Source organism: Antarcticibacterium arcticum (assembly GCF_007993795.1).
Taxonomy (GTDB): domain Bacteria; phylum Bacteroidota; class Bacteroidia; order Flavobacteriales; family Flavobacteriaceae; genus Gillisia; species Gillisia arctica.
Genome location: NZ_CP042476.1, coordinates 61,052 through 77,958, shown reverse-complemented (window position 1 = coordinate 77,958; position 16,907 = coordinate 61,052). Strand labels below are relative to the sequence as shown.

Annotated in this window: 21 protein-coding genes and 1 tRNA gene; 13 read left to right on the top strand and 9 right to left on the bottom strand. The window is 38.7% G+C overall.

Annotation, left to right across the window (positions count from 1 at the left end; translation table 11 throughout):
- Positions 1 to 60: 60 nt before the first annotated feature.
- The 3 genes from FK178_RS00295 to FK178_RS00285 form a co-directional block, all read right to left on the bottom strand.
- Positions 61 to 558 (bottom strand): DUF6702 family protein, encoded by a 498-nt coding sequence (locus FK178_RS00295; protein WP_146829904.1) that lies wholly within the window; start codon positions 556 to 558, stop codon positions 61 to 63.
- A 188-nt stretch (positions 559 to 746) separates the two neighbouring features.
- On the bottom strand, positions 747 to 1,562 hold the full coding sequence (locus FK178_RS00290; protein WP_146829902.1) for a hypothetical protein: 816 nt from the start codon (positions 1,560 to 1,562) through the stop codon (positions 747 to 749).
- Between the two features lie 24 nt (positions 1,563 to 1,586).
- The gene (locus FK178_RS00285) at positions 1,587 to 2,390 is read right to left on the bottom strand and encodes a peptidase associated/transthyretin-like domain-containing protein (protein WP_146829900.1); all 804 of its coding nucleotides are present in this window, start codon (positions 2,388 to 2,390) and stop codon (positions 1,587 to 1,589) included.
- A gap of 191 nt (positions 2,391 to 2,581) precedes the next feature.
- Between FK178_RS00285 and pepE the strand changes: the two genes are divergently transcribed.
- On the top strand, positions 2,582 to 3,286 hold the full coding sequence (pepE, locus tag FK178_RS00280; RefSeq protein WP_146829898.1) for a dipeptidase PepE: 705 nt from the start codon (positions 2,582 to 2,584) through the stop codon (positions 3,284 to 3,286).
- Positions 3,287 to 3,288: 2 nt separating this feature from the next.
- Positions 3,289 to 4,203: a glutaminase gene (locus tag FK178_RS00275; RefSeq protein ID WP_146829896.1), complete on the top strand. Its 915-nt coding sequence runs from the start codon at positions 3,289 to 3,291 to the stop codon at positions 4,201 to 4,203.
- Positions 4,204 to 4,211: 8 nt separating this feature from the next.
- Here FK178_RS00275 and FK178_RS00270 read toward each other — a convergent pair whose 3' ends face one another.
- From FK178_RS00270 to FK178_RS00260, 3 genes are all read right to left on the bottom strand, one after another.
- Complete coding sequence (locus FK178_RS00270; RefSeq protein WP_168194534.1) at positions 4,212 to 5,033, bottom strand: GNAT family N-acetyltransferase; 822 nt, start codon at positions 5,031 to 5,033, stop codon at positions 4,212 to 4,214.
- 65 nt (positions 5,034 to 5,098) lie between these two features.
- Positions 5,099 to 5,171: transfer RNA gene (locus FK178_RS00265), tRNA-Gly, on the bottom strand.
- Between the two features lie 48 nt (positions 5,172 to 5,219).
- On the bottom strand, positions 5,220 to 5,672 hold the full coding sequence (locus FK178_RS00260) for a GNAT family N-acetyltransferase (RefSeq protein WP_146829892.1): 453 nt from the start codon (positions 5,670 to 5,672) through the stop codon (positions 5,220 to 5,222).
- 124 nt (positions 5,673 to 5,796) lie between these two features.
- On the opposite strand from FK178_RS00260, the gene FK178_RS00255 reads away from it, so the two are divergent.
- The 4 genes from FK178_RS00255 (at position 5,797) to FK178_RS00240 (ending at position 8,850) form a co-directional block, all read left to right on the top strand.
- Positions 5,797 to 6,348, top strand: coding sequence for a ClpP family protease (locus FK178_RS00255; RefSeq protein ID WP_146829890.1), 552 nt, complete (start codon positions 5,797 to 5,799; stop codon positions 6,346 to 6,348).
- 5 nt (positions 6,349 to 6,353) lie between these two features.
- Positions 6,354 to 6,644 carry a GNAT family N-acetyltransferase gene (locus FK178_RS00250; RefSeq protein WP_146829888.1) on the top strand — a complete coding sequence of 97 codons (291 nt, stop codon included), beginning with the start codon at positions 6,354 to 6,356 and terminating at the stop codon, positions 6,642 to 6,644.
- Entirely contained in the window at positions 6,644 to 7,102 is a 459-nt protein-coding gene (locus FK178_RS00245) for a GNAT family N-acetyltransferase (protein WP_146829886.1), read from the top strand. The genes FK178_RS00250 and FK178_RS00245 overlap by 1 nt, the downstream gene beginning before the upstream one ends.
- 110 nt (positions 7,103 to 7,212) lie before the next feature.
- The gene (locus FK178_RS00240) at positions 7,213 to 8,850 is read left to right on the top strand and encodes a L,D-transpeptidase family protein (RefSeq protein WP_146829884.1); all 1,638 of its coding nucleotides are present in this window, start codon (positions 7,213 to 7,215) and stop codon (positions 8,848 to 8,850) included.
- On the opposite strand, the gene FK178_RS00235 is transcribed toward FK178_RS00240, so the two are convergent.
- Complete coding sequence (locus tag FK178_RS00235; protein WP_146829882.1) at positions 8,847 to 9,587, bottom strand: murein L,D-transpeptidase catalytic domain family protein; 741 nt, start codon at positions 9,585 to 9,587, stop codon at positions 8,847 to 8,849. The two genes, FK178_RS00240 and FK178_RS00235, sit on opposite strands and share 4 nt — an antisense overlap.
- A 279-nt stretch (positions 9,588 to 9,866) precedes the next feature.
- On the opposite strand from FK178_RS00235, the gene FK178_RS00230 reads away from it, so the two are divergent.
- From FK178_RS00230 to FK178_RS00200, 7 genes are all read left to right on the top strand, one after another.
- The gene (locus tag FK178_RS00230) at positions 9,867 to 10,622 is read left to right on the top strand and encodes a M48 family metalloprotease (protein WP_240793859.1); all 756 of its coding nucleotides are present in this window, start codon (positions 9,867 to 9,869) and stop codon (positions 10,620 to 10,622) included.
- A 169-nt stretch (positions 10,623 to 10,791) separates the two neighbouring features.
- Positions 10,792 to 12,309: a 2,3-bisphosphoglycerate-independent phosphoglycerate mutase gene (gene gpmI, locus FK178_RS00225; protein WP_146829878.1), complete on the top strand. Its 1,518-nt coding sequence runs from the start codon at positions 10,792 to 10,794 to the stop codon at positions 12,307 to 12,309.
- 18 nt (positions 12,310 to 12,327) lie between these two features.
- Positions 12,328 to 12,906 carry a TlpA family protein disulfide reductase gene (locus FK178_RS00220; protein WP_146829876.1) on the top strand — a complete coding sequence of 193 codons (579 nt, stop codon included), beginning with the start codon at positions 12,328 to 12,330 and terminating at the stop codon, positions 12,904 to 12,906.
- A 39-nt stretch (positions 12,907 to 12,945) separates the two neighbouring features.
- Positions 12,946 to 13,374 carry a BT0820 family HAD-type phosphatase gene (locus FK178_RS00215; protein ID WP_146829874.1) on the top strand — a complete coding sequence of 143 codons (429 nt, stop codon included), beginning with the start codon at positions 12,946 to 12,948 and terminating at the stop codon, positions 13,372 to 13,374.
- Positions 13,371 to 14,180 (top strand): type I methionyl aminopeptidase, encoded by an 810-nt coding sequence (gene map, locus FK178_RS00210; protein WP_146829873.1) that lies wholly within the window; start codon positions 13,371 to 13,373, stop codon positions 14,178 to 14,180. Before FK178_RS00215 ends, map begins: the two co-directional genes overlap by 4 nt.
- A complete protein-coding gene (locus FK178_RS00205) occupies positions 14,180 to 14,743 on the top strand; it encodes an HNH endonuclease (protein ID WP_146829871.1) in 564 nt (187 codons plus the stop codon). The genes map and FK178_RS00205 overlap by 1 nt, the downstream gene beginning before the upstream one ends.
- Positions 14,740 to 15,501, top strand: coding sequence for a class I SAM-dependent methyltransferase (locus FK178_RS00200; protein WP_146829869.1), 762 nt, complete (start codon positions 14,740 to 14,742; stop codon positions 15,499 to 15,501). Before FK178_RS00205 ends, FK178_RS00200 begins: the two co-directional genes overlap by 4 nt.
- A gap of 1 nt (position 15,502) precedes the next feature.
- On the opposite strand, the gene FK178_RS00195 is transcribed toward FK178_RS00200, so the two are convergent.
- Together FK178_RS00195 and FK178_RS00190 are read right to left on the bottom strand one after the other, a co-directional pair.
- Positions 15,503 to 16,579 carry an FAD:protein FMN transferase gene (locus tag FK178_RS00195; RefSeq protein WP_146829867.1) on the bottom strand — a complete coding sequence of 359 codons (1,077 nt, stop codon included), beginning with the start codon at positions 16,577 to 16,579 and terminating at the stop codon, positions 15,503 to 15,505.
- The gene (locus FK178_RS00190; RefSeq protein WP_146829865.1) at positions 16,512 to 16,874 is read right to left on the bottom strand and encodes a Na(+)-translocating NADH-quinone reductase subunit F; all 363 of its coding nucleotides are present in this window, start codon (positions 16,872 to 16,874) and stop codon (positions 16,512 to 16,514) included. The genes FK178_RS00195 and FK178_RS00190 overlap by 68 nt, the downstream gene beginning before the upstream one ends.
- Positions 16,875 to 16,907 lie beyond the last annotated feature (33 nt).

Sequence of the window (16,907 nt, the reverse complement as noted above, 5' to 3'; positions counted from 1 at the left end):
ATATTTATTAATTTTAAAGTGCTAAAAATAGCTTTTTATATTTGGCGAAAGATTTCATAATTAAAAATTTAACACGTCCCTCTCTTTTCCTTCGGCAAGTATCAAACTTTTGGTTTTCCCTTTATACTGAACATGAATAAGGTTTTTTTGTTCCTCGAACATATCAAGCAATATCGTATTCTTCACCGTAATCTTACTAAATTCTTTTACCTCCGGAATCTCAAGGTAAAATAAGGTCATATCATTTTCATATTCCTTCCCAAGAAATTTTATTTCAAGCGGTTTCCCGTCTACCTCAACAGTGAACCTTTGCCCTAGGTATTTCTCTATATAAGCGTCTACTCCCGGAGTTTCCACTTTCTTACCCAATCTTATTTCAGGGTCAAACCTCGTCTTTAGTACACTTTCGAGATCATCTGTAAATACGCGGGAAATAATCTGGAGGCTTTTATTCTTACCATTATGCTCAATTTCAGTTACACTTACGTAGAATTTATGAACCGCACTAAATGAGGACAGTGAAAATATGATAAGGAGAAACAGAATTTTTGATTTCATAACTACTATTCTTAATCTAGGACTTTAAATAATCAAAAAGGTTTATTTTCTGGTCAAAAATTACTCCAAAGCGTGGCAAGCGGATTATTATGTTTTGCAGTTTTCTTAAAAATTTAAACAGGGGGAAGTTAATAAACAAGATTCAATTATTTCCAGGGATCGCCTATCGTAATTTCCGGGGCTTTATATTAATCCAGGGAATAGGTTTCTTTATAAATTCTGCTTTGCTCAATAAGTAGATCTATAAGTGCAAGTTTATTGTTGTCACTTAGCATTTGAGCTGAAATTCCCTGATCATCCAGAAAAAATAAAAATTCTCTGATCTTACTTTCCTGAATTCCCAAACTCGATTTAAAGAAATCATCATTAAAACGTTCCCTTATTTGAATTGACATTGGCGCAACCGGCCCTTTAAAAGTTGGTTTTTTCTCTTTTCCTTTTATACCTAACAAATCTGTTATCATCCCAATTCCTCCCAGAATATTTACACTCCCCGCTCCTTCTCCCACTAAATTTTGCTGAAATGCCAGTTGCTCCGGCGCTTTTAATGGATCATTAATATCCTCCTTAAATTTAAGCTGATTAATATCTGCTGCACTTAATTTTAGGGGAAGGTCTTTTACGACTTTAATATTATCAAGATCTGTATTTAAATTTCCAGTAAGTTTTGTATTGCGCAGGTTAACTTCTGCAAGGACATTGACATCCTCGCTTAGTGAAATTTCAAGAAATCCTTTTTGCAGTATTTCGGCAGAAATTTCTACTTCCCGGTTTACATATTGAATAGAGGAAAACAGTAAGGTATCTCCCTGTCTTACCAGGATCCTGAAATCCCCTTCTTTTTCATTTACCGTACCCGTTTTCCGGGAAATATTAATAATATGAATGGTGGAACTTTCCAGTTCTTCTGCCAGAATTCTACCTTCGAGCAGAACGGGATTTTGAGAAAAACCCTTTAAAAAGCAAAGAATCAATGCAGTAAATAAGAAAGTTTTGGTCATCATATATTTACTGCCCAATATTTTTAATTAATTCCTTTTTGATTGTTCTTTTTTAAATTTTTTACTCTGGACCAATAAAAATTCGATCAATTCCAGTTCGTTCCCTTCTTTCAACATTTCTTCCTCCAGCCCGTTATGATCGGCATAATAAATAAACTCATTGATATTCCGGAGTTCAATATCAAAATTCTCTTTAAAAAACTGATCGTTGAACAGCGCACGAACATCCATATTTATATCTGCCTCTGGCCGTTGAACCTGGTCCCTTTTATTCGTGATGAGAATTTCCTTAAACAAGTTTACAAAATTAATTCCATTCACCAACCTTGTCTCGCTCATAGCCAAAGCTTCGTTGCGGGGCATGGATTGCAGATCTGGGGCAGCGTCGGCCTCAAAATAAAGCCCCATGGAGTTTTTGGCCGTTAAGGTGTCCGGCACCCGGGCAACTGCCATGCGCGATATATCTACTTTTACATTGCCGGTAAGATCATATGGACTTACAATAACTTCAGGTAATAGATTTACTACCTCATTGATTTGTATGTTCAATTGTTGAGAATCAATCACCCCTTTATCAACAATAATTGTAAACTCCTGGAATTGCATGGAGGAAATCCTTATACTGTCATTTACCCCTGCCAGCAGGCTGAATTTCCCTGCATTATTTGAAACCGTTCCGCGATTGGTATTTAGATTAAAGACACTTATCCCCTGCATACTTTCACCCACGGGCATTGTAAACGAACCGTTTACGAGGGTACGCTCTCCAGTTTGGGCCTGAAGAAACATACTTGCCAGCAGAAATACCATAAAAAATGACAACTTTTTCATAAATCAATATTTTTCTAAAGAAACAAATCCAAATCTTATTCTTGTTATAAGGCCTGCCTAATCTTTTGTTAAACCAACTCTTTGCTTAAATTTACCATATATAAGCGGAAAATGGTATTCTTCACGCTGGAATTCATTAATAAAAACCAGCCGGTAACCCCTTTCCTGTAATTTAAAATAAAAAGGTTCCAATGAAAAATGCCATATTAGCAAGCACCTCCACCTTACACGGCCAGACCTATCTGGAATATTTACTTCCTGAAATTCAGGAATTATTCAAGGAGAGGGAATTATTGTTCATTCCATATGCCCGGCCGGGAGGAATATCACATACTGACTATACAGACCTGGTGAAAAAATCCCTTGAAAATACCGGCATAGCCGTAAAAGGATTGCATGAGTATGAAGATCCGGCACAAGCTGTACAGGAAAGTAAAGGTATTTTTACGGGAGGTGGTAACACCTTCCTGCTGGTAGAAAAATTGTACCGAAATAATATTATGGGCCTTTTAAGGCAGGTTATCCTCCAGGGAACCCCATATCTTGGTACCAGTGCGGGAACAAATATTGCCGGGCTTACCATGCAAACCACCAATGACATGCCAATAATTTACCCTCCCAGCTTTCAAACACTGGGGGTGGTGCCTTTTAATATCAATCCGCATTACCTTGATCCCGTTCTTAATTCCACCCATAAAGGTGAGACGAGAGAGACCAGGATTAGGGAATTCCATACGCTTAATACGCAACCCGTTATTGGCTTAAGGGAAGGAAGCTGGCTGGAGTTAAAGGGCGGGAACATTACCCTGAGAGGGAATTTAACCGCACGTATCTTTAAAGTTAATGAAACCCCTTTTGAAGCAGAGCCCAGCAGCAATTTAAACGATTTAAAATAGAAATGAGTTACCAGAAGATATTAAATACTATAGAGCAGGATCTAAGTTATAAAGATGTATATGGAGAAGTTGCCTCCTACATTCCCGAGCTTGCGAAAATTGATCCTAAAAAATTCGGAATGTTCCTTTATTGTGTTAACAAAGGCAAGTTCGAATTTGGGGACAGCCGGGAAAAATTTTCAATTCAAAGTATCTCCAAGGTTTTCACATTAAGCCTTGCCATGAAACTTTTGGGAGAAGATCTTTGGGAGCGGGTGCACGTTGAACCTTCCGGCGATCCATTTAATTCACTTACCCAGCTGGAATATGAGAACGGTATCCCGCGGAATCCTTTTATAAATTCAGGCGCTTTGGTAATTGCAGATATACTTGTTTCCAATTTAAAGGATCCAAAAGCCGATTTGCTGGAATTGGTGCGAAAGATCTCAGGAAATCCCAACATTGATTATGACACCACAGTGGCCACATCAGAAAAATCTACCGGTTATAGAAATTATGCGCTGGTGTATTATATGAAAGCTCTTGGAAACATAAAAAATGATGTGGAGACTATTGTAGATTTTTATTTTCATCAATGTTCCCTTTCAATGTCCTGTGAAGATCTGGCAAAGGCATTTATGATCTTTGCCAACCAGGGGAAAATGTTGGAAACCGGCGAAAAGATCCTTACCCCAAAAAAAGTAAAAAGAATAAATTCTTTGATGCAAACCTGCGGTTTCTATGATGAAGCCGGTGAGTTTAGTTTTGAAGTAGGATTGCCAGGGAAAAGTGGTGTTGGTGGAGGGATAGTAGCTATTCATCCTGAACAGTATAGTGTGGCGGTATGGAGTCCTATTTTAAATAAAAAAGGAAATTCAGAACTTGGAATGGCCGCTCTTGAAAAACTTACTACAATGACCGGCCTCTCTATCTTTTGATATATTGATCAAATTTTCATTTCCATTTCAAATTGATTAATGAAATTAACCAGACCCGCATCCACCAGGTGGGTTCTTAACTGGGTGCGGCTTTCACAAACATTATTTACTTTTACCTCGCTGGCAATCTGTTTTACTGCGCCAATCAATTCCTTATAGGTGCCTGAAAAAGTTTTTCCGATTCGGGCTAAATAACCCATTTCCGGATTAATTGTAAAATAACCAGCCTGTTGTTGATTATCCTTATATACTATATAAGTATCATAGTGTTTCCCCGCAGCAACAATAGCATCTCTTGTATGGTCCCAGGAATATAATTCTTCATCCCCGAAATCATTTAATCCAATTTCTCCAGATGCCATTTTTTCGATGCGAAGCCTATTTTCACTATCATTAATTTTCCCTTTATAGCAAAATAATTTACGGGTTATGTTAAACCCAATTCGTTCATATACCCTTATACCTTTTGAATTATCTTCAATTACTTCCAGCCGGCAGTGGGTGACACCTTTTTCCCGAAGAAGGGGAAATGCAAACTCATATAATTTGTCAACAATTTTGTTTCCGCGGTATGCAGGCAAAACCCCGGTACCGGTGTTGAAAGCGGTAGATTGCCCGTTAAAATTATCAATTCCATTGATAATAAAACCTACCAGCCGGTTTTTCTCATACATCCCAAAGGAATATCTAAGATCAACACGGGCATTCCGGAATCTATCTTCCCAGTAGTCAGTATTGGAGGGTAACTGAACAAAATACCCTTCGAAGGATTGAATAAGGCATTCAACAATTGTTTCAATAGGTGTTTTAGCCAGGTTTCTTATCTCCATACCAAATTGAATATCAGAATTTTTTTCACAAAAAAACCCCATTTTTACATGAGGTTTTGATTTTGAGCGGGAGACCGGGTTCGAACCGGCGACATTCAGCTTGGAAGGCTGACGCTCTACCAACTGAGCTACTCCCGCAAGGACACCGCAAATATAATCGTTAAACTTTTCAAATTCCAAAAAAAATTATAGCTTTTTTAAAAAATGATACCCCTTTATTACAAAGCCATGGTTCATATAAAATTTGTGTGATTTAAAGTTATGCACATAGGAATTCAATTCGGCTGTTTCGCAACCTCTTTTTAATGCATACTCAAAAATAAAATTGAAAATTTGTTTGCCAATTCCCTTGTTTTGGTATTCCGGTTTCACATACACATGGTCCGGTTCGCAAGATTTCCCTGCATAGTGACGTGTCATAAACCATAATCCAAAAACCCCTATTAGTTCCCCTTGATGGTATACTCCAAAACACTCATAGTTTTGATCAAACATTTGAGACACCCGGTCTTTCAAAAGGGAAAATTCAGTTTGATATTCTCCCAATTCCTGAAGCAAAGGAAGAATGAGATCAAGGTCCTGCTTTAAAATCTTGTTAAATGCCAATTCCATCCTGCCGTTTTCTGCGAAATTAATCATAATTTTAGCTATTGTAATAAATCGAAATAAAATTATACAATGAAATGAGCAGAACCCGGTTAGCAAAAATCGCAGGACCGTAATTTGCTCTTTTCTGAATTATTCAAACCTATAAAATTGAAAAATGAAAATAAAAACAGGTAAAGCCCAGGACCTTATTGATGAACAGTTCCTTAAAGAAAGAAAAATATTTTTATGGGGCGAAGTAGATGGAAGATCTGCAAAACACGTGATAGACCATCTTTTATACCTGGATTCACAATCCAACGAAGAAATTCAGTTTTTCATTAACAGCCCCGGAGGTTATGTAACCGATGGATTCGCGATGTATGACACCATGCAATCTCTAAAAAGCCCTGTTTCCACAATTTGCTCAGGTCTTGCCGCTTCTATGGGATCAATCCTGCTATCAGGCGGTACCAAAGGAAGACGTTTCATTCAAAAACACGCCAAAGTAATGATTCATCAACCTAGTGGAGGCACCAGAGGTCAGGCTTCAAATATAGAAATCCAAGCAGCCGAAATCCTGAAAATTAAAGAAATAAGCGCAAAGATCCTTGCTGAAAATTGTGGTCAAACCGTTGAAAAAATCCTGAAGGATTTTAACCGGGATTACTGGATGAATGATAAGGAATCGATTGCATACGGCATTGTTGATGATGTTTATAAACCCTAACTAAAATGAGCCAGGAAATAAAACATAAGGATAGTGACACCCGGGGAATGTTCTATATGGAAGATGATAAAGGCATCACCTCAGAGCTTACCTATGCAAAACAAGACAACGGGGTGCTTCTTATTGACCATACCCAAACCCGGCAGGAACTTGAAGGAAAAGGCCTGGCTTCGCGTCTCGTGAAAAGAGCCGTGGAATATGCCAGAGAAAATAATTATAAGATAAATCCCTTATGCCCATTTGCCGAGGTGCAATTTGATATTAACAAGGATTATCAGGATACAAGGGTAGATTAATGCAGCTCCCCCAATCTGGTTATAAGATAAAGGAAATTTCTCCGGAAACTACTTATGAGGTAAGAAGACCGGTCCTTAGGCCGGGACGGCCGCCTGCAGAATGTTTTTTTGAGGGAGACAACGATCCGGACACCTTTCACTTAGGTTTATATAAGGAGAATGAGCTTATTGGGGTTGCCAGTTTTATGAAAACCGCTTCCAAAAGTTTCCTTTTTAAAGATCAATTTCAGTTACGCGGAATGGCAGTTTTGCCTTTTTATAAAGGCAAGGGTTATGGGGCAGCGCTTTTAAAGGAAGGTGAAATACGAATAAAAAAAATTACTAAAGAACCATTTTTGTGGTTTAATGCACGGGATTATGCTGTGGGATTTTATGAGAAATTTGGTTATCAAACCTTTGGCGAAAAATTTGACATTCCAGGTGTTTGCCCACATATTATTATGTATAAACATTTATGATCGCTTATAAAAACCTTAATATGAACTAAATGCAATCCGGGAATGAATCAATGAAAATATCCGGATTATGCCCCAACAAGTTCGGGATAAGCATCTAAAAAAACCTACTTATGAAAAACAAACTTCTTAATAGTTCAAATATTGTAAACCGTTTTTTAATATTTTCAATTTTGCTTATCTCCGTAGTTTCCTGTAAAAAGGGAGGTAATGACACGTATGTTTGGTATTTTACAGATGAAGAACTGGGTAATGCCGAGCAAATAAGTGCCCTTATTTCCAATCCCGCAGATCTTAATCTATTTAACCAGGATTCTGTTGCCGATTTCTATGCGCACAGAAAATTTATACCGGCATGGAGCGACGTAAAATTAAGGGAAGACTTTATCGAAACCCTCAAAGAGGCGGAGCATGAAGGGCTATATATAGAGGATTATCATGGCGAAATAATCCTGTCGCGCATTGATAACCTTAAAAAGCTAGGGGAAAAAGAAAAAAGTGAACTTGATATTTTATTGACAGATGCGTTTTTAAAATTCGGGAAACATTTACTCAACGGCATACTTGATCCCAGAGAACTACATAGTATTTGGGATACCCCAAGGAATAAAGAAGACCTCATGGCCCTGTTAAAAGAAGTAACAGATAAGAAGGACCTTGATATTGCAATGGATAAGCTCCGGCCATCGCACCTGGTTTATAAACAGCTTATAGCCTCTTCTAAAGAATACAATAATCTTAGAACCAAATCACAGGATTGGGAAGACATTCCTTCAGGGGAGATGATAAAGCATAACAAAAAAGATGAACGTATCCCCCTCATTCAGGAAAGACTTAAAACTTTAAATTACCTGGATACCATTCAGGCGGGAGTCATGGAGAACAATGAATATGTGCAGAAAGCCATTGAAAATTTCCAGGGAGATAACGGCCTGCAGGCCGATGGAGTTATTGGAAATTCAACCATAGAATTGCTTAACATGAATTATCAAAAGCGCTATGAGCAAATACAGGTAAATCTTGAGCGCTGGAGATGGTACCCAAGAGATCTTGGGGAGCACTTTATTATCGTGAATATCGCTAATTTCAATCTGGACGTAATTAAGGATAATGACACTGTTCACAGGCATCGTACCATGGTGGGAACTGAAGCAAGAAAGACCCCTGTTTTTTCAGAAGAAATAAAATATCTCGTATTCAACCCAACCTGGACCATTCCGCCTACTATTCAAAATGACGATGTTATTCCCGGAATGCGTAGAAATTCAGGGTACCTGGCAAATAAAAAGATCAATGTATATGACAGTAGCGGGAATCAGGTAGATCCTTCGGGTATAAACTGGAATGGTGATGATGCAAAAAGGTATACTTATATGCAAAACCCCGGGGCATCCAATCCGTTGGGCAGGGTTAAGATCATGTATCCGAATGAATATTTCATTTACCTTCATGATACCCCGTCCCAGGCATTATTTGAAAGGAATTCCCGGGATCAAAGTTCCGGATGTGTAAGAGTTGAACACGCGGTAGACCTTGCTAAATATTTACTTAGCGACCAGGAAGAATACTCCTCCAAGGTAATAGATGATATTATTGCCAAAGGGACCACCAGACAAATAAATATGAAGCAGAAGGTAAACGTACATCACTTTTACTGGACTGCATGGAGGGAAAATGGCGCGACCCGTTTTACAGCAGATATTTATGATTATGACCGTAAAACTTATGAAGCATTAAGAAAGGCTTCTTAAGCGCGTATCATTTTAGATCTTTCAATATATTTTTTATCGTTGGAATGAATATATAAAACAGATCTTTCTTTGATAGTATCAATAAATTCATTGGTAAGTGAGGTAGGCACGGCAGGACAACCATAGCTTCTACCAAGTCTTCCCAACCCTTTGATAGATTCTGGGTTGGCATAACCGGCCCCATGAATTACTACATATCTCTCACGTGCTTTGGAGTTGAACTCCTCCTCCATTCCATCAATGAATAAAGAATATCCATTGCCGCCCATATAAGTTTCAGCGGTTAAATAAAATCCAAGAGAACTTTGAAGGGAATTCACCTTGTTGGAAAACTGGGTAGCAAATTCTCCCCCGGTATTCTTTCCATGGGCAACTACAGAATGAATAAGAACTTCGTGATTTTTCATATCCAGCACCCACATCCTTTTTTTGGTGGAAGACAAACTAAAATCAATTATGGTAAGGATTTCTTTTTCAACCAGGTTTTGGGCTTGCAGCTTATAATATCCCATCATACCGTTTTTGAAACTGGTCAATGAAGGAATATTTGAATTTTTTTCGGAAAAAAGCGTGTATAACTGGCTTATTTCCTCCTCAATGGTCAATTCTTCGGTTATAGGCTCAGAAGAGATCTCAGAGAGTAGCGTGTTGTTTGAAGGTGTGGTTTCGCCCGGAGCTGTGGTATATGCGAAAGAGAAAAGAAATACGGATAAAACGGTGAGAATTTTGTATGTCATAAATATTTGTTAAGATTAATTTGGTGTTAATATTATACAAACATAATACCAAGTTAAAAGAAATTCAATTTAATTCGTGTTTTTACAAGAAAAGCAAAAATAAACTTTATGTTCAAAACCGCACTGTAATTCAATAATTTAACTTGAAAAAAAATGCAATGCTGTGTGTTAAACGAATTTAAAATAGATTTATTTCACGTTGCTGTAAAAAAAATTTAAGAATATTTTAATAAATCACTGAAGCACTAATTTTAACATTCTGCCGCAATGGGAAAAACTATGATACGATTGTTTATTGCAGCTGCAATAATCATATTTGGAATAATAAAATTTTGTTCCTCAGCCGAAGAAAACCCTTATACCGGTGAGACGCAGTATGTAGGATTGAATCCTGAAGAAGAAATTGCGTTGGGATTACAAACCGCTCCTATGCTTATTAAAGAATATGGTGGTCTTTCTTCAAATTCACCAGCCCGGGAAAAAGTACAGGAAACAGGCAGAAAACTGGTTGCAAACAGTATTGCAAATAGCAGTCCTTATAAATATGAATTTTATTTACTGGCAGATACCCAAACAATAAATGCGTTTGCTTTGCCGGGAGGCCCCATTTTTATCACTGAAGCGCTTTATTCCCGGTTACAGAACATCAATCAGCTGGCCGGAGTTTTAGGCCACGAAATAGGACACGTTATAGGTAGACATTCCGCAGAAAGAATGGCGCAGCAGGGCTTCACCAATTCTGTATTAACTGCTGTTGCGGTAGGTTCTGAAAGCCAGGGAGCTACACAAATCGCGGCTGTTGCCGGCAATTTAATAAATATGAAGTACGGCCGTGGTGATGAGCTGGACAGTGATAATCTGGGGGTTAAGATAATGATGGATGCGGGTTATGATCCTGAAGCCCTTATAGAAGTGATGGAAATCCTTAAAAAAGCAGGTGGCCCCAACCGCACTCCGGAATTTCAAAGCACCCACCCCGATCCTGATAACCGTGTAGAAAAGATTAGGGAAGCAATTAAGCAATACCGGAAATAAGAATTTGAAAAAACTTATCCTGCCATTATTTATGAGGACGGCGATATAGTTTTTATCTTTACCGTAAATTATACTTTTTTCTGAAAGAAACTTAGAAGCAGTACTCCATAATTATCATAGAAGAGTACCCAATTAAGCGAATTTTTCAAAAAAAATAAAAAACTGAATTATGAATAAGAAAGTGATCCTTTTGATCCTGGACGGCTGGGGTATTACTCAGGATGAAAAGGTATCGGCGATAGCACATGCCAATACTCCAAATTTTGATTCCTTAATTCAAAAATATCCCCACGCCCAGTTACTTACCCATGGAATGAATGTAGGATTGCCAGAGGGTCAAATGGGAAACAGCGAGGTTGGTCACATGAATTTAGGAGCCGGAAGGATAGTATATCAGGATCTCGCAAAAATAAACCTCGCTGTTCAAAACAAAAGCTTAACCAGCGAACCTGTTTTGGAACAGGCATTTGATTATGCACTTCGCAACAATAAGCCAATTCACTTTATGGGATTACTAAGTGATGGAGGGGTACATTCTCATATTGACCATTTAAAAGGCCTGCTTACTGCTGCAGAGGAATTTGGAATTAAGGAGAAATTTGTCCACGCTTTTACTGATGGCCGGGATGTAGACCCTCATTCAGGAATAAAATTTGTAGATGAGCTTACTCAACATTTACAGCTTACCAATGCCAAACTTGCAACTGTTATTGGAAGATATTTTGCAATGGACAGGGATAACCGTTGGGAAAGAGTTCAAAAAGCATATGACCTTATTGTTTCAGGAAAAGGAAATAAAACCTCCAATGTTCTTGATGCAATACAGCAGAGTTATGACATTGGGATCTCAGATGAATTCCTGGAGCCTATCGTTCTTACCAATGAGGAAGGATTGCCTGTTGCAACTTTAAAAAATGACGAGGTGGTGATCTTTTTCAATTTCCGGACAGACAGGGGTCGCCAGCTTACCCAGGCCCTTTCTCAGGAGGATATTGAACAATATAATATGAAAAAACTTTCGTTGTATTTTGTGACACTCACCACGTATGATGAAACATTTACCAATATTAATACGGTTTTCAGGAAGGATAATTTAAAAGCAACCCTGGGAGAAGTCCTGGAGTATATGGGTAAAAAACAAATAAGGATCGCCGAGACCGAAAAATACCCTCACGTTACCTTTTTCTTTTCCGGCGGCAGGGAAGCTCCTTTTAAAGGTGAAAAACGCATTATGTGCAATTCTCCCAAAGTGGCAACCTATGACCTTAAACCCGAAATGAGTGCTTTTGAAATTAGGGACAAGATCATCCCGGAGATCGAAGAGGAGCATGCCGATTTTATTTGTTTGAATTTTGCAAATCCAGATATGGTAGGTCATACCGGAGTTTTTAAAGCTGCTGTAAAAGCATGTGAAGCGGTGGATGAATGTCTTGGAGATGTTGTAAATGCAGCAATAGAGCACCAATTTAGCGTACTTGTAATTGCAGATCATGGAAACTGTGAGATGATGATAAACCCAGACGGGTCCCCCAATACTGCTCACACAACCAACCCGGTTCCCCTAATTTTGGTTGATAATGACATAAAACACATCAATAGTGGTAATTTAGGAAGCATTGCACCGACTATACTTCAATTAATGGGCATTACTAAACCCGAATTAATGACCCAGGATTCTTTAATTTAATAAATACAAATGAGAAATATGAGCTTATACATTTTAATACTTGCAATTTTTACTGCCTGTGGAAACCAAACTACCGGGGATAAGGCACAAATAAATGTGGATAATAACAATCAGGTACAAATCATTGCTGATGCAGATGCTGAAGAAAACGATATTCAAAGTATGATAGTAGGAAAATTTACTAAAGAGGACCTTATGAAAGCTCCGTTTTCCAGCTGGTTCGAAAAAGGATATAATGAATACCAGCCAACAGCAGAAGATCTTGCCAGCATAAAAGAAAATATTTCAGACTTTGAGGTTGTGGGTTTTGTGGGCACCTGGTGCCCGGACAGCCGAAGGGAGCTTCCTAAATTGTTCAAGATCCTTGATGAGGCAGGATATGACCTTTCCAAACTCACTATGGTAGGAGTTACAAGAGGAAAATCTACTCCGGAAAATCTGGAAGAGGGTTATAACATGCACAGGGTACCCACTTTCATCTTTTTAAAAGATGGGAAAGAGGTAAACAGGTTTGTAGAATATGGAGTTGAAACAATTGAAAAGGATATCGCTAAAATAGTTACAGGGCAGGAGTACAAAAATGCCTACGCCAATTAAGAGAATTTAAAATTTTAGGATCGTTAATAAACTGGATGAATGTTTGAAAACCTTACTATCGCTGTAGATTTTGACGGTACTATTGTGGAGAACAGGTTTCCTGAAATTGGAAAACCCATTTTATTTGCCATCGAGACCCTTTTAAAACTCCAGGAAGAGGGCCATCACTTGATCCTGTGGACTTACAGAACCGGAATTCATCTGGAAGAGGCGGTTAATTTCTGCAAGAAAAAAGGGGTGCACTTTTATGCAGTTAACAGTAGTTATCCGGAAGAAATTTTTGACCATTCATTGAGCCGTAAAATTCAGGCAGATTATTTTATAGACGACCGTAATATAGGTGGTCTAATGGGCTGGGGCGAGATCTACCATACCTTGAATGGTATCTCTGAATCCCGAGGCCAAAAGAACCTTAAAATAAAGAATAACAAAAAAGGGGTTTTACGCTACCTCAAATTAAAATTATGATCATACAAAAAACCAGGGAAGAAATTGAGTTAATGAGGGAGAGCGCCTTAGTTGTATCCAGGACATTAGGGATGCTGGCTTCAGAGATCAAACCCGGTATTACTACCCTTCATTTGGATAAAATGGCTGAAGAATATATACGGGAACAAAAGGCTGTCCCGGGGTTTTTAGGATTATATGATTTTCCAAACACCCTATGTATGAGCCCTAATGCACAGGTAGTTCACGGAGTACCAAATAGCACCCCTCTGGTGGAAGGAGATATAATCTCTATAGACTGTGGGGCGATTAAAGAAGGTTTTTATGGAGATCATGCATATACTTTTGGTGTAGGAGAAATAAGTGAGGAGACTAAAAAGCTGCTTCAGGTTACCAAAGAATCTCTTTACAAGGGTATAGAAGAATTTAAGGCAGGGAACAGAGTTGGAGATGTGGGATTTGCGATTCAAAAATATTGTGAGGACCACGGCTATGGAGTAGTAAGAGAATTGGTAGGTCACGGTTTAGGCAAAAAAATGCATGAAGATCCGGAAATGCCAAATTACGGCCAACGAGGCAGAGGAAAGAAATTTGTAGAAGGAATGGTTGTGGCAATTGAACCCATGATCAATATGGGTACAAAACGTATTAAGCAATTAAAGGATGGATGGACCATTCTTACTGCCGACGGGAAACCCAGCGCTCACTTTGAACACAATGTGGCAATTGTAGATGGGAAACCCGAACTGCTTTCTACCTTTAAATATATATATGAAGCACTGGGAATCCAGAGCGACGAGGAAGATAATTTCAGGGCACAGAAATAATGATCAAAAGTTTTAGACAGGAACATTGGAAACATTTATATAAGGAGATCTGGCAGGATCGCTTTAAATATAAAATTTCAAATCTGGGCAGGGTAATAAGTTTTGTAAAAAACCCTGAAGGTGAACTATTGTCCGGAGGTAAAACTGCCGGTTATCTCTCTTTTGTGGTGGTGTTGAAATCCGGAAAGAATAAGAGTTATTATTTTCACCGAATGGTTGCAGAGTTGTTCCTGGAAAGGAAGGAAGATGAGAAATATGTAATCCATAAGAATTATAATAAACACGAAAACCAGGCAGAGAATCTTGCCTGGGTAAATAAAGAAGAATGGACCCGGCATCAGTTTGGAAACCCCAGCGTGGTGGAGAATAAACTGAAAAGAAAACTAAGAAAGATCACCACCTATTCAAAACTCACCTATGCACAGGCGGTAATTTTAAAGAAAAAATTGCTTGATCCCAACCGAAAAACCCGCATAAGGGTTTTGGCAAAACAATTTGGAGTTTCTGAAATGCAGTTATACCGCATCAAATCTGGTGAAAATTGGGGTGATATAAAGGTATGAGAATCTTCAAATTAGTACTCAATACCATTCCCCGTCCCCTGTTAATTAAATTAAGCTACCTGGCCAGGCCGTTTTTGCAATTGAGCCTGAAAGGCAATAAATACCAGGATCCCATAGACGGGAAAACTTTTAGAAAATTTTTGCCTTACGGCTATGAAAACCAACGGGAGAATGTGCTCTCCCCTTCTACCCTTTCGCTGGAACGCCACAGGCTCCTATGGCTTTATCTAGCGCGGGAAACAGGATTCTTCAGAGATAAGCTTAAGGTTCTCCATTTTGCACCCGAACAGGCATTCTATAAGCGTTTCAGAAGGTTAAAGAATCTGGACTACACCACCACTGATCTCAATTCTCCCCTCGCCGATGTAAAAGCTGATATCACGAAACTTCCTTTTGAAGATAACAGTTATGACTTCATCCTTTGTAATCACGTGTTAGAGCACATTCCTGATGACACAAAGGCGATGCAGGAACTTTACAGGATACTGCGGCCCCGGGGAACTGCAATTTTACAAATACCCCAGGACCTTTCCCGCGAAAAAACTTTCGAAGATAACAGCATAACCTCTAAAACCGAAAGAGCGAAGATCTTTGGGCAATATGATCATGTAAGGGTGTACGGAAAAGATTACTTTAATAAGCTACGACAAATTGGGTTTAAGGTTGAGGAAGTTGATTACACTAAAACCCTCCCAGCAGAAGAAATAGATAAATACAGGATAGCTCAAGGGGAGATCATCCCTGTATGCCGGAAATAATCTAATTTTCAGCAAGAAGGGAACTTTCAAATCCCGGGGTAATATATGTTTTCACCTTATTTTCTTCATCTGTATAGATCAGGTACACCTCTACATTTTCGAGCTTTTGAGCCATTTCTATAGATTTTTCAAGACCTAATGCCATAAATGCAGTAGCATAACCATCTGCCAGGGTGCAGTTTTCAGCGAGGACCGATGCGCTTAATAAATTGCTTTTTTCAGCAAAACCTGTTATAGGGTTAATAGTATGTACAAACCGCTGCCCGCTCAAGGAATCTATCCGGAACTTGCGGTAATTGCCGGAGGTAGCCATGGCCCTGTTTTCTAACTTAACTGCGGCATATAGTTCCCGCTCCCTTTCCTCCTCCATTGGGGTATCTATTCCAACTGCCCAGGCCTCTTCTTTATATTGGTTCACTCCTTTTGCTACCAGTTCCCCTCCCAATTCAAGCAAATAATCATTTACATTTTTACTGTCAAGGTAACGTGCAATAACATCAACAGTATAGCCTTTGGCAATGGCATTAAAATCTAAGTATATCCCGGGATGCTCTTTTTTAATATGGTTTGACCGGGTGAGTTCCACTTTTTGAAAACCTACGAATTGTTTAATTGAATCCAGCATTTCTTTACTTAATTGAACCTTTCCGGCTTCCGGGCCAAAACCATAGGCATTTACCAATTTCCCTACTGTGGGGTCAAAAAACCCATTGCTTTCATTAAATATTTGCTGGGAATAATTAAAAACTTCCCTGAAATTTTCATCCACAACTATAGTGGTATCCCCGGAATTTATTCGGGAAATATCAGAATCTGCCTGATAGGTGCTCATGGAAGTGTTGATCACCTTAAAAATAGAATCAAGGCCTTTTTGCAGATCCAGTTTTTCAGTATGAAAAAATTTGACCTGATAGGTGGTGCCAAGAGCCTCCCCCCGGTATACCTGCTCATTAACCTGAGAAGAAGGATTACAGGAAAGCAATACTGCTAAAAGCAAAAAGACAAGACCTTTATAGTATTTCCTGAAGGCCTTCAAAGTTAACAATATAATCCTGGTCACGGGAGACAGGTGTGTCATAATTATCTGAATTTGCAAGCCCCACTCCAGCATAGAAAGTTCGGGCATTGAATTTTAAAGCGTGCTGTTTCATCTTTTCCATAAAAGCCCCATCATATTCTTTGGGATTTTGCGGATAAGTAACAGCCCTTACTATTACGAAATGAAGCTTCTTTTCCCTAAGGGCTACAAACTGGGGATTGCTTTTAAGGTCACTTTTAATTCCTAAAAATTCATACCCATTATCTTCAAGGTCTTTCCCTACAATATTCATTGCAAGGTTGTGAAGTTCCTGTATACTAAGTTCATTACTCATGGAGTTCAAAAATACAACATATAAGGGTTTTTA

Excerpts from the sequence above, each read along its gene's own strand:
- FK178_RS00295 (WP_146829904.1), bottom strand. The coding sequence starts at position 558 with ATGAAATCAAAAATTCTGTTTCTCCTTATCATATTTTCACTGTCCTCA.
- FK178_RS00290 (WP_146829902.1), bottom strand. The coding sequence starts at position 1,562 with ATGATGACCAAAACTTTCTTATTTACTGCATTGATTCTTTGCTTTTTA.
- FK178_RS00285 (WP_146829900.1), bottom strand. The coding sequence starts at position 2,390 with ATGAAAAAGTTGTCATTTTTTATGGTATTTCTGCTGGCAAGTATGTTT.
- pepE (WP_146829898.1), top strand. The coding sequence starts at position 2,582 with ATGAAAAATGCCATATTAGCAAGCACCTCCACCTTACACGGCCAGACC.
- FK178_RS00275 (WP_146829896.1), top strand. The coding sequence starts at position 3,289 with ATGAGTTACCAGAAGATATTAAATACTATAGAGCAGGATCTAAGTTAT.
- FK178_RS00270 (WP_168194534.1), bottom strand. The coding sequence starts at position 5,033 with ATGGAGATAAGAAACCTGGCTAAAACACCTATTGAAACAATTGTTGAA.
- FK178_RS00260 (WP_146829892.1), bottom strand. The coding sequence starts at position 5,672 with ATGATTAATTTCGCAGAAAACGGCAGGATGGAATTGGCATTTAACAAG.
- FK178_RS00255 (WP_146829890.1), top strand. The coding sequence starts at position 5,797 with ATGAAAATAAAAACAGGTAAAGCCCAGGACCTTATTGATGAACAGTTC.
- FK178_RS00250 (WP_146829888.1), top strand. The coding sequence starts at position 6,354 with ATGAGCCAGGAAATAAAACATAAGGATAGTGACACCCGGGGAATGTTC.
- FK178_RS00245 (WP_146829886.1), top strand. The coding sequence starts at position 6,644 with ATGCAGCTCCCCCAATCTGGTTATAAGATAAAGGAAATTTCTCCGGAA.
- FK178_RS00240 (WP_146829884.1), top strand. The coding sequence starts at position 7,213 with ATGAAAAACAAACTTCTTAATAGTTCAAATATTGTAAACCGTTTTTTA.
- FK178_RS00235 (WP_146829882.1), bottom strand. The coding sequence starts at position 9,587 with ATGACATACAAAATTCTCACCGTTTTATCCGTATTTCTTTTCTCTTTC.
- FK178_RS00230 (WP_240793859.1), top strand. The coding sequence starts at position 9,867 with ATGATACGATTGTTTATTGCAGCTGCAATAATCATATTTGGAATAATA.
- gpmI (WP_146829878.1), top strand. The coding sequence starts at position 10,792 with ATGAATAAGAAAGTGATCCTTTTGATCCTGGACGGCTGGGGTATTACT.
- FK178_RS00220 (WP_146829876.1), top strand. The coding sequence starts at position 12,328 with ATGAGCTTATACATTTTAATACTTGCAATTTTTACTGCCTGTGGAAAC.
- FK178_RS00215 (WP_146829874.1), top strand. The coding sequence starts at position 12,946 with ATGTTTGAAAACCTTACTATCGCTGTAGATTTTGACGGTACTATTGTG.
- map (WP_146829873.1), top strand. The coding sequence starts at position 13,371 with ATGATCATACAAAAAACCAGGGAAGAAATTGAGTTAATGAGGGAGAGC.
- FK178_RS00205 (WP_146829871.1), top strand. The coding sequence starts at position 14,180 with ATGATCAAAAGTTTTAGACAGGAACATTGGAAACATTTATATAAGGAG.
- FK178_RS00200 (WP_146829869.1), top strand. The coding sequence starts at position 14,740 with ATGAGAATCTTCAAATTAGTACTCAATACCATTCCCCGTCCCCTGTTA.
- FK178_RS00195 (WP_146829867.1), bottom strand. The coding sequence starts at position 16,579 with ATGACACACCTGTCTCCCGTGACCAGGATTATATTGTTAACTTTGAAG.
- FK178_RS00190 (WP_146829865.1), bottom strand. The coding sequence starts at position 16,874 with ATGAGTAATGAACTTAGTATACAGGAACTTCACAACCTTGCAATGAAT.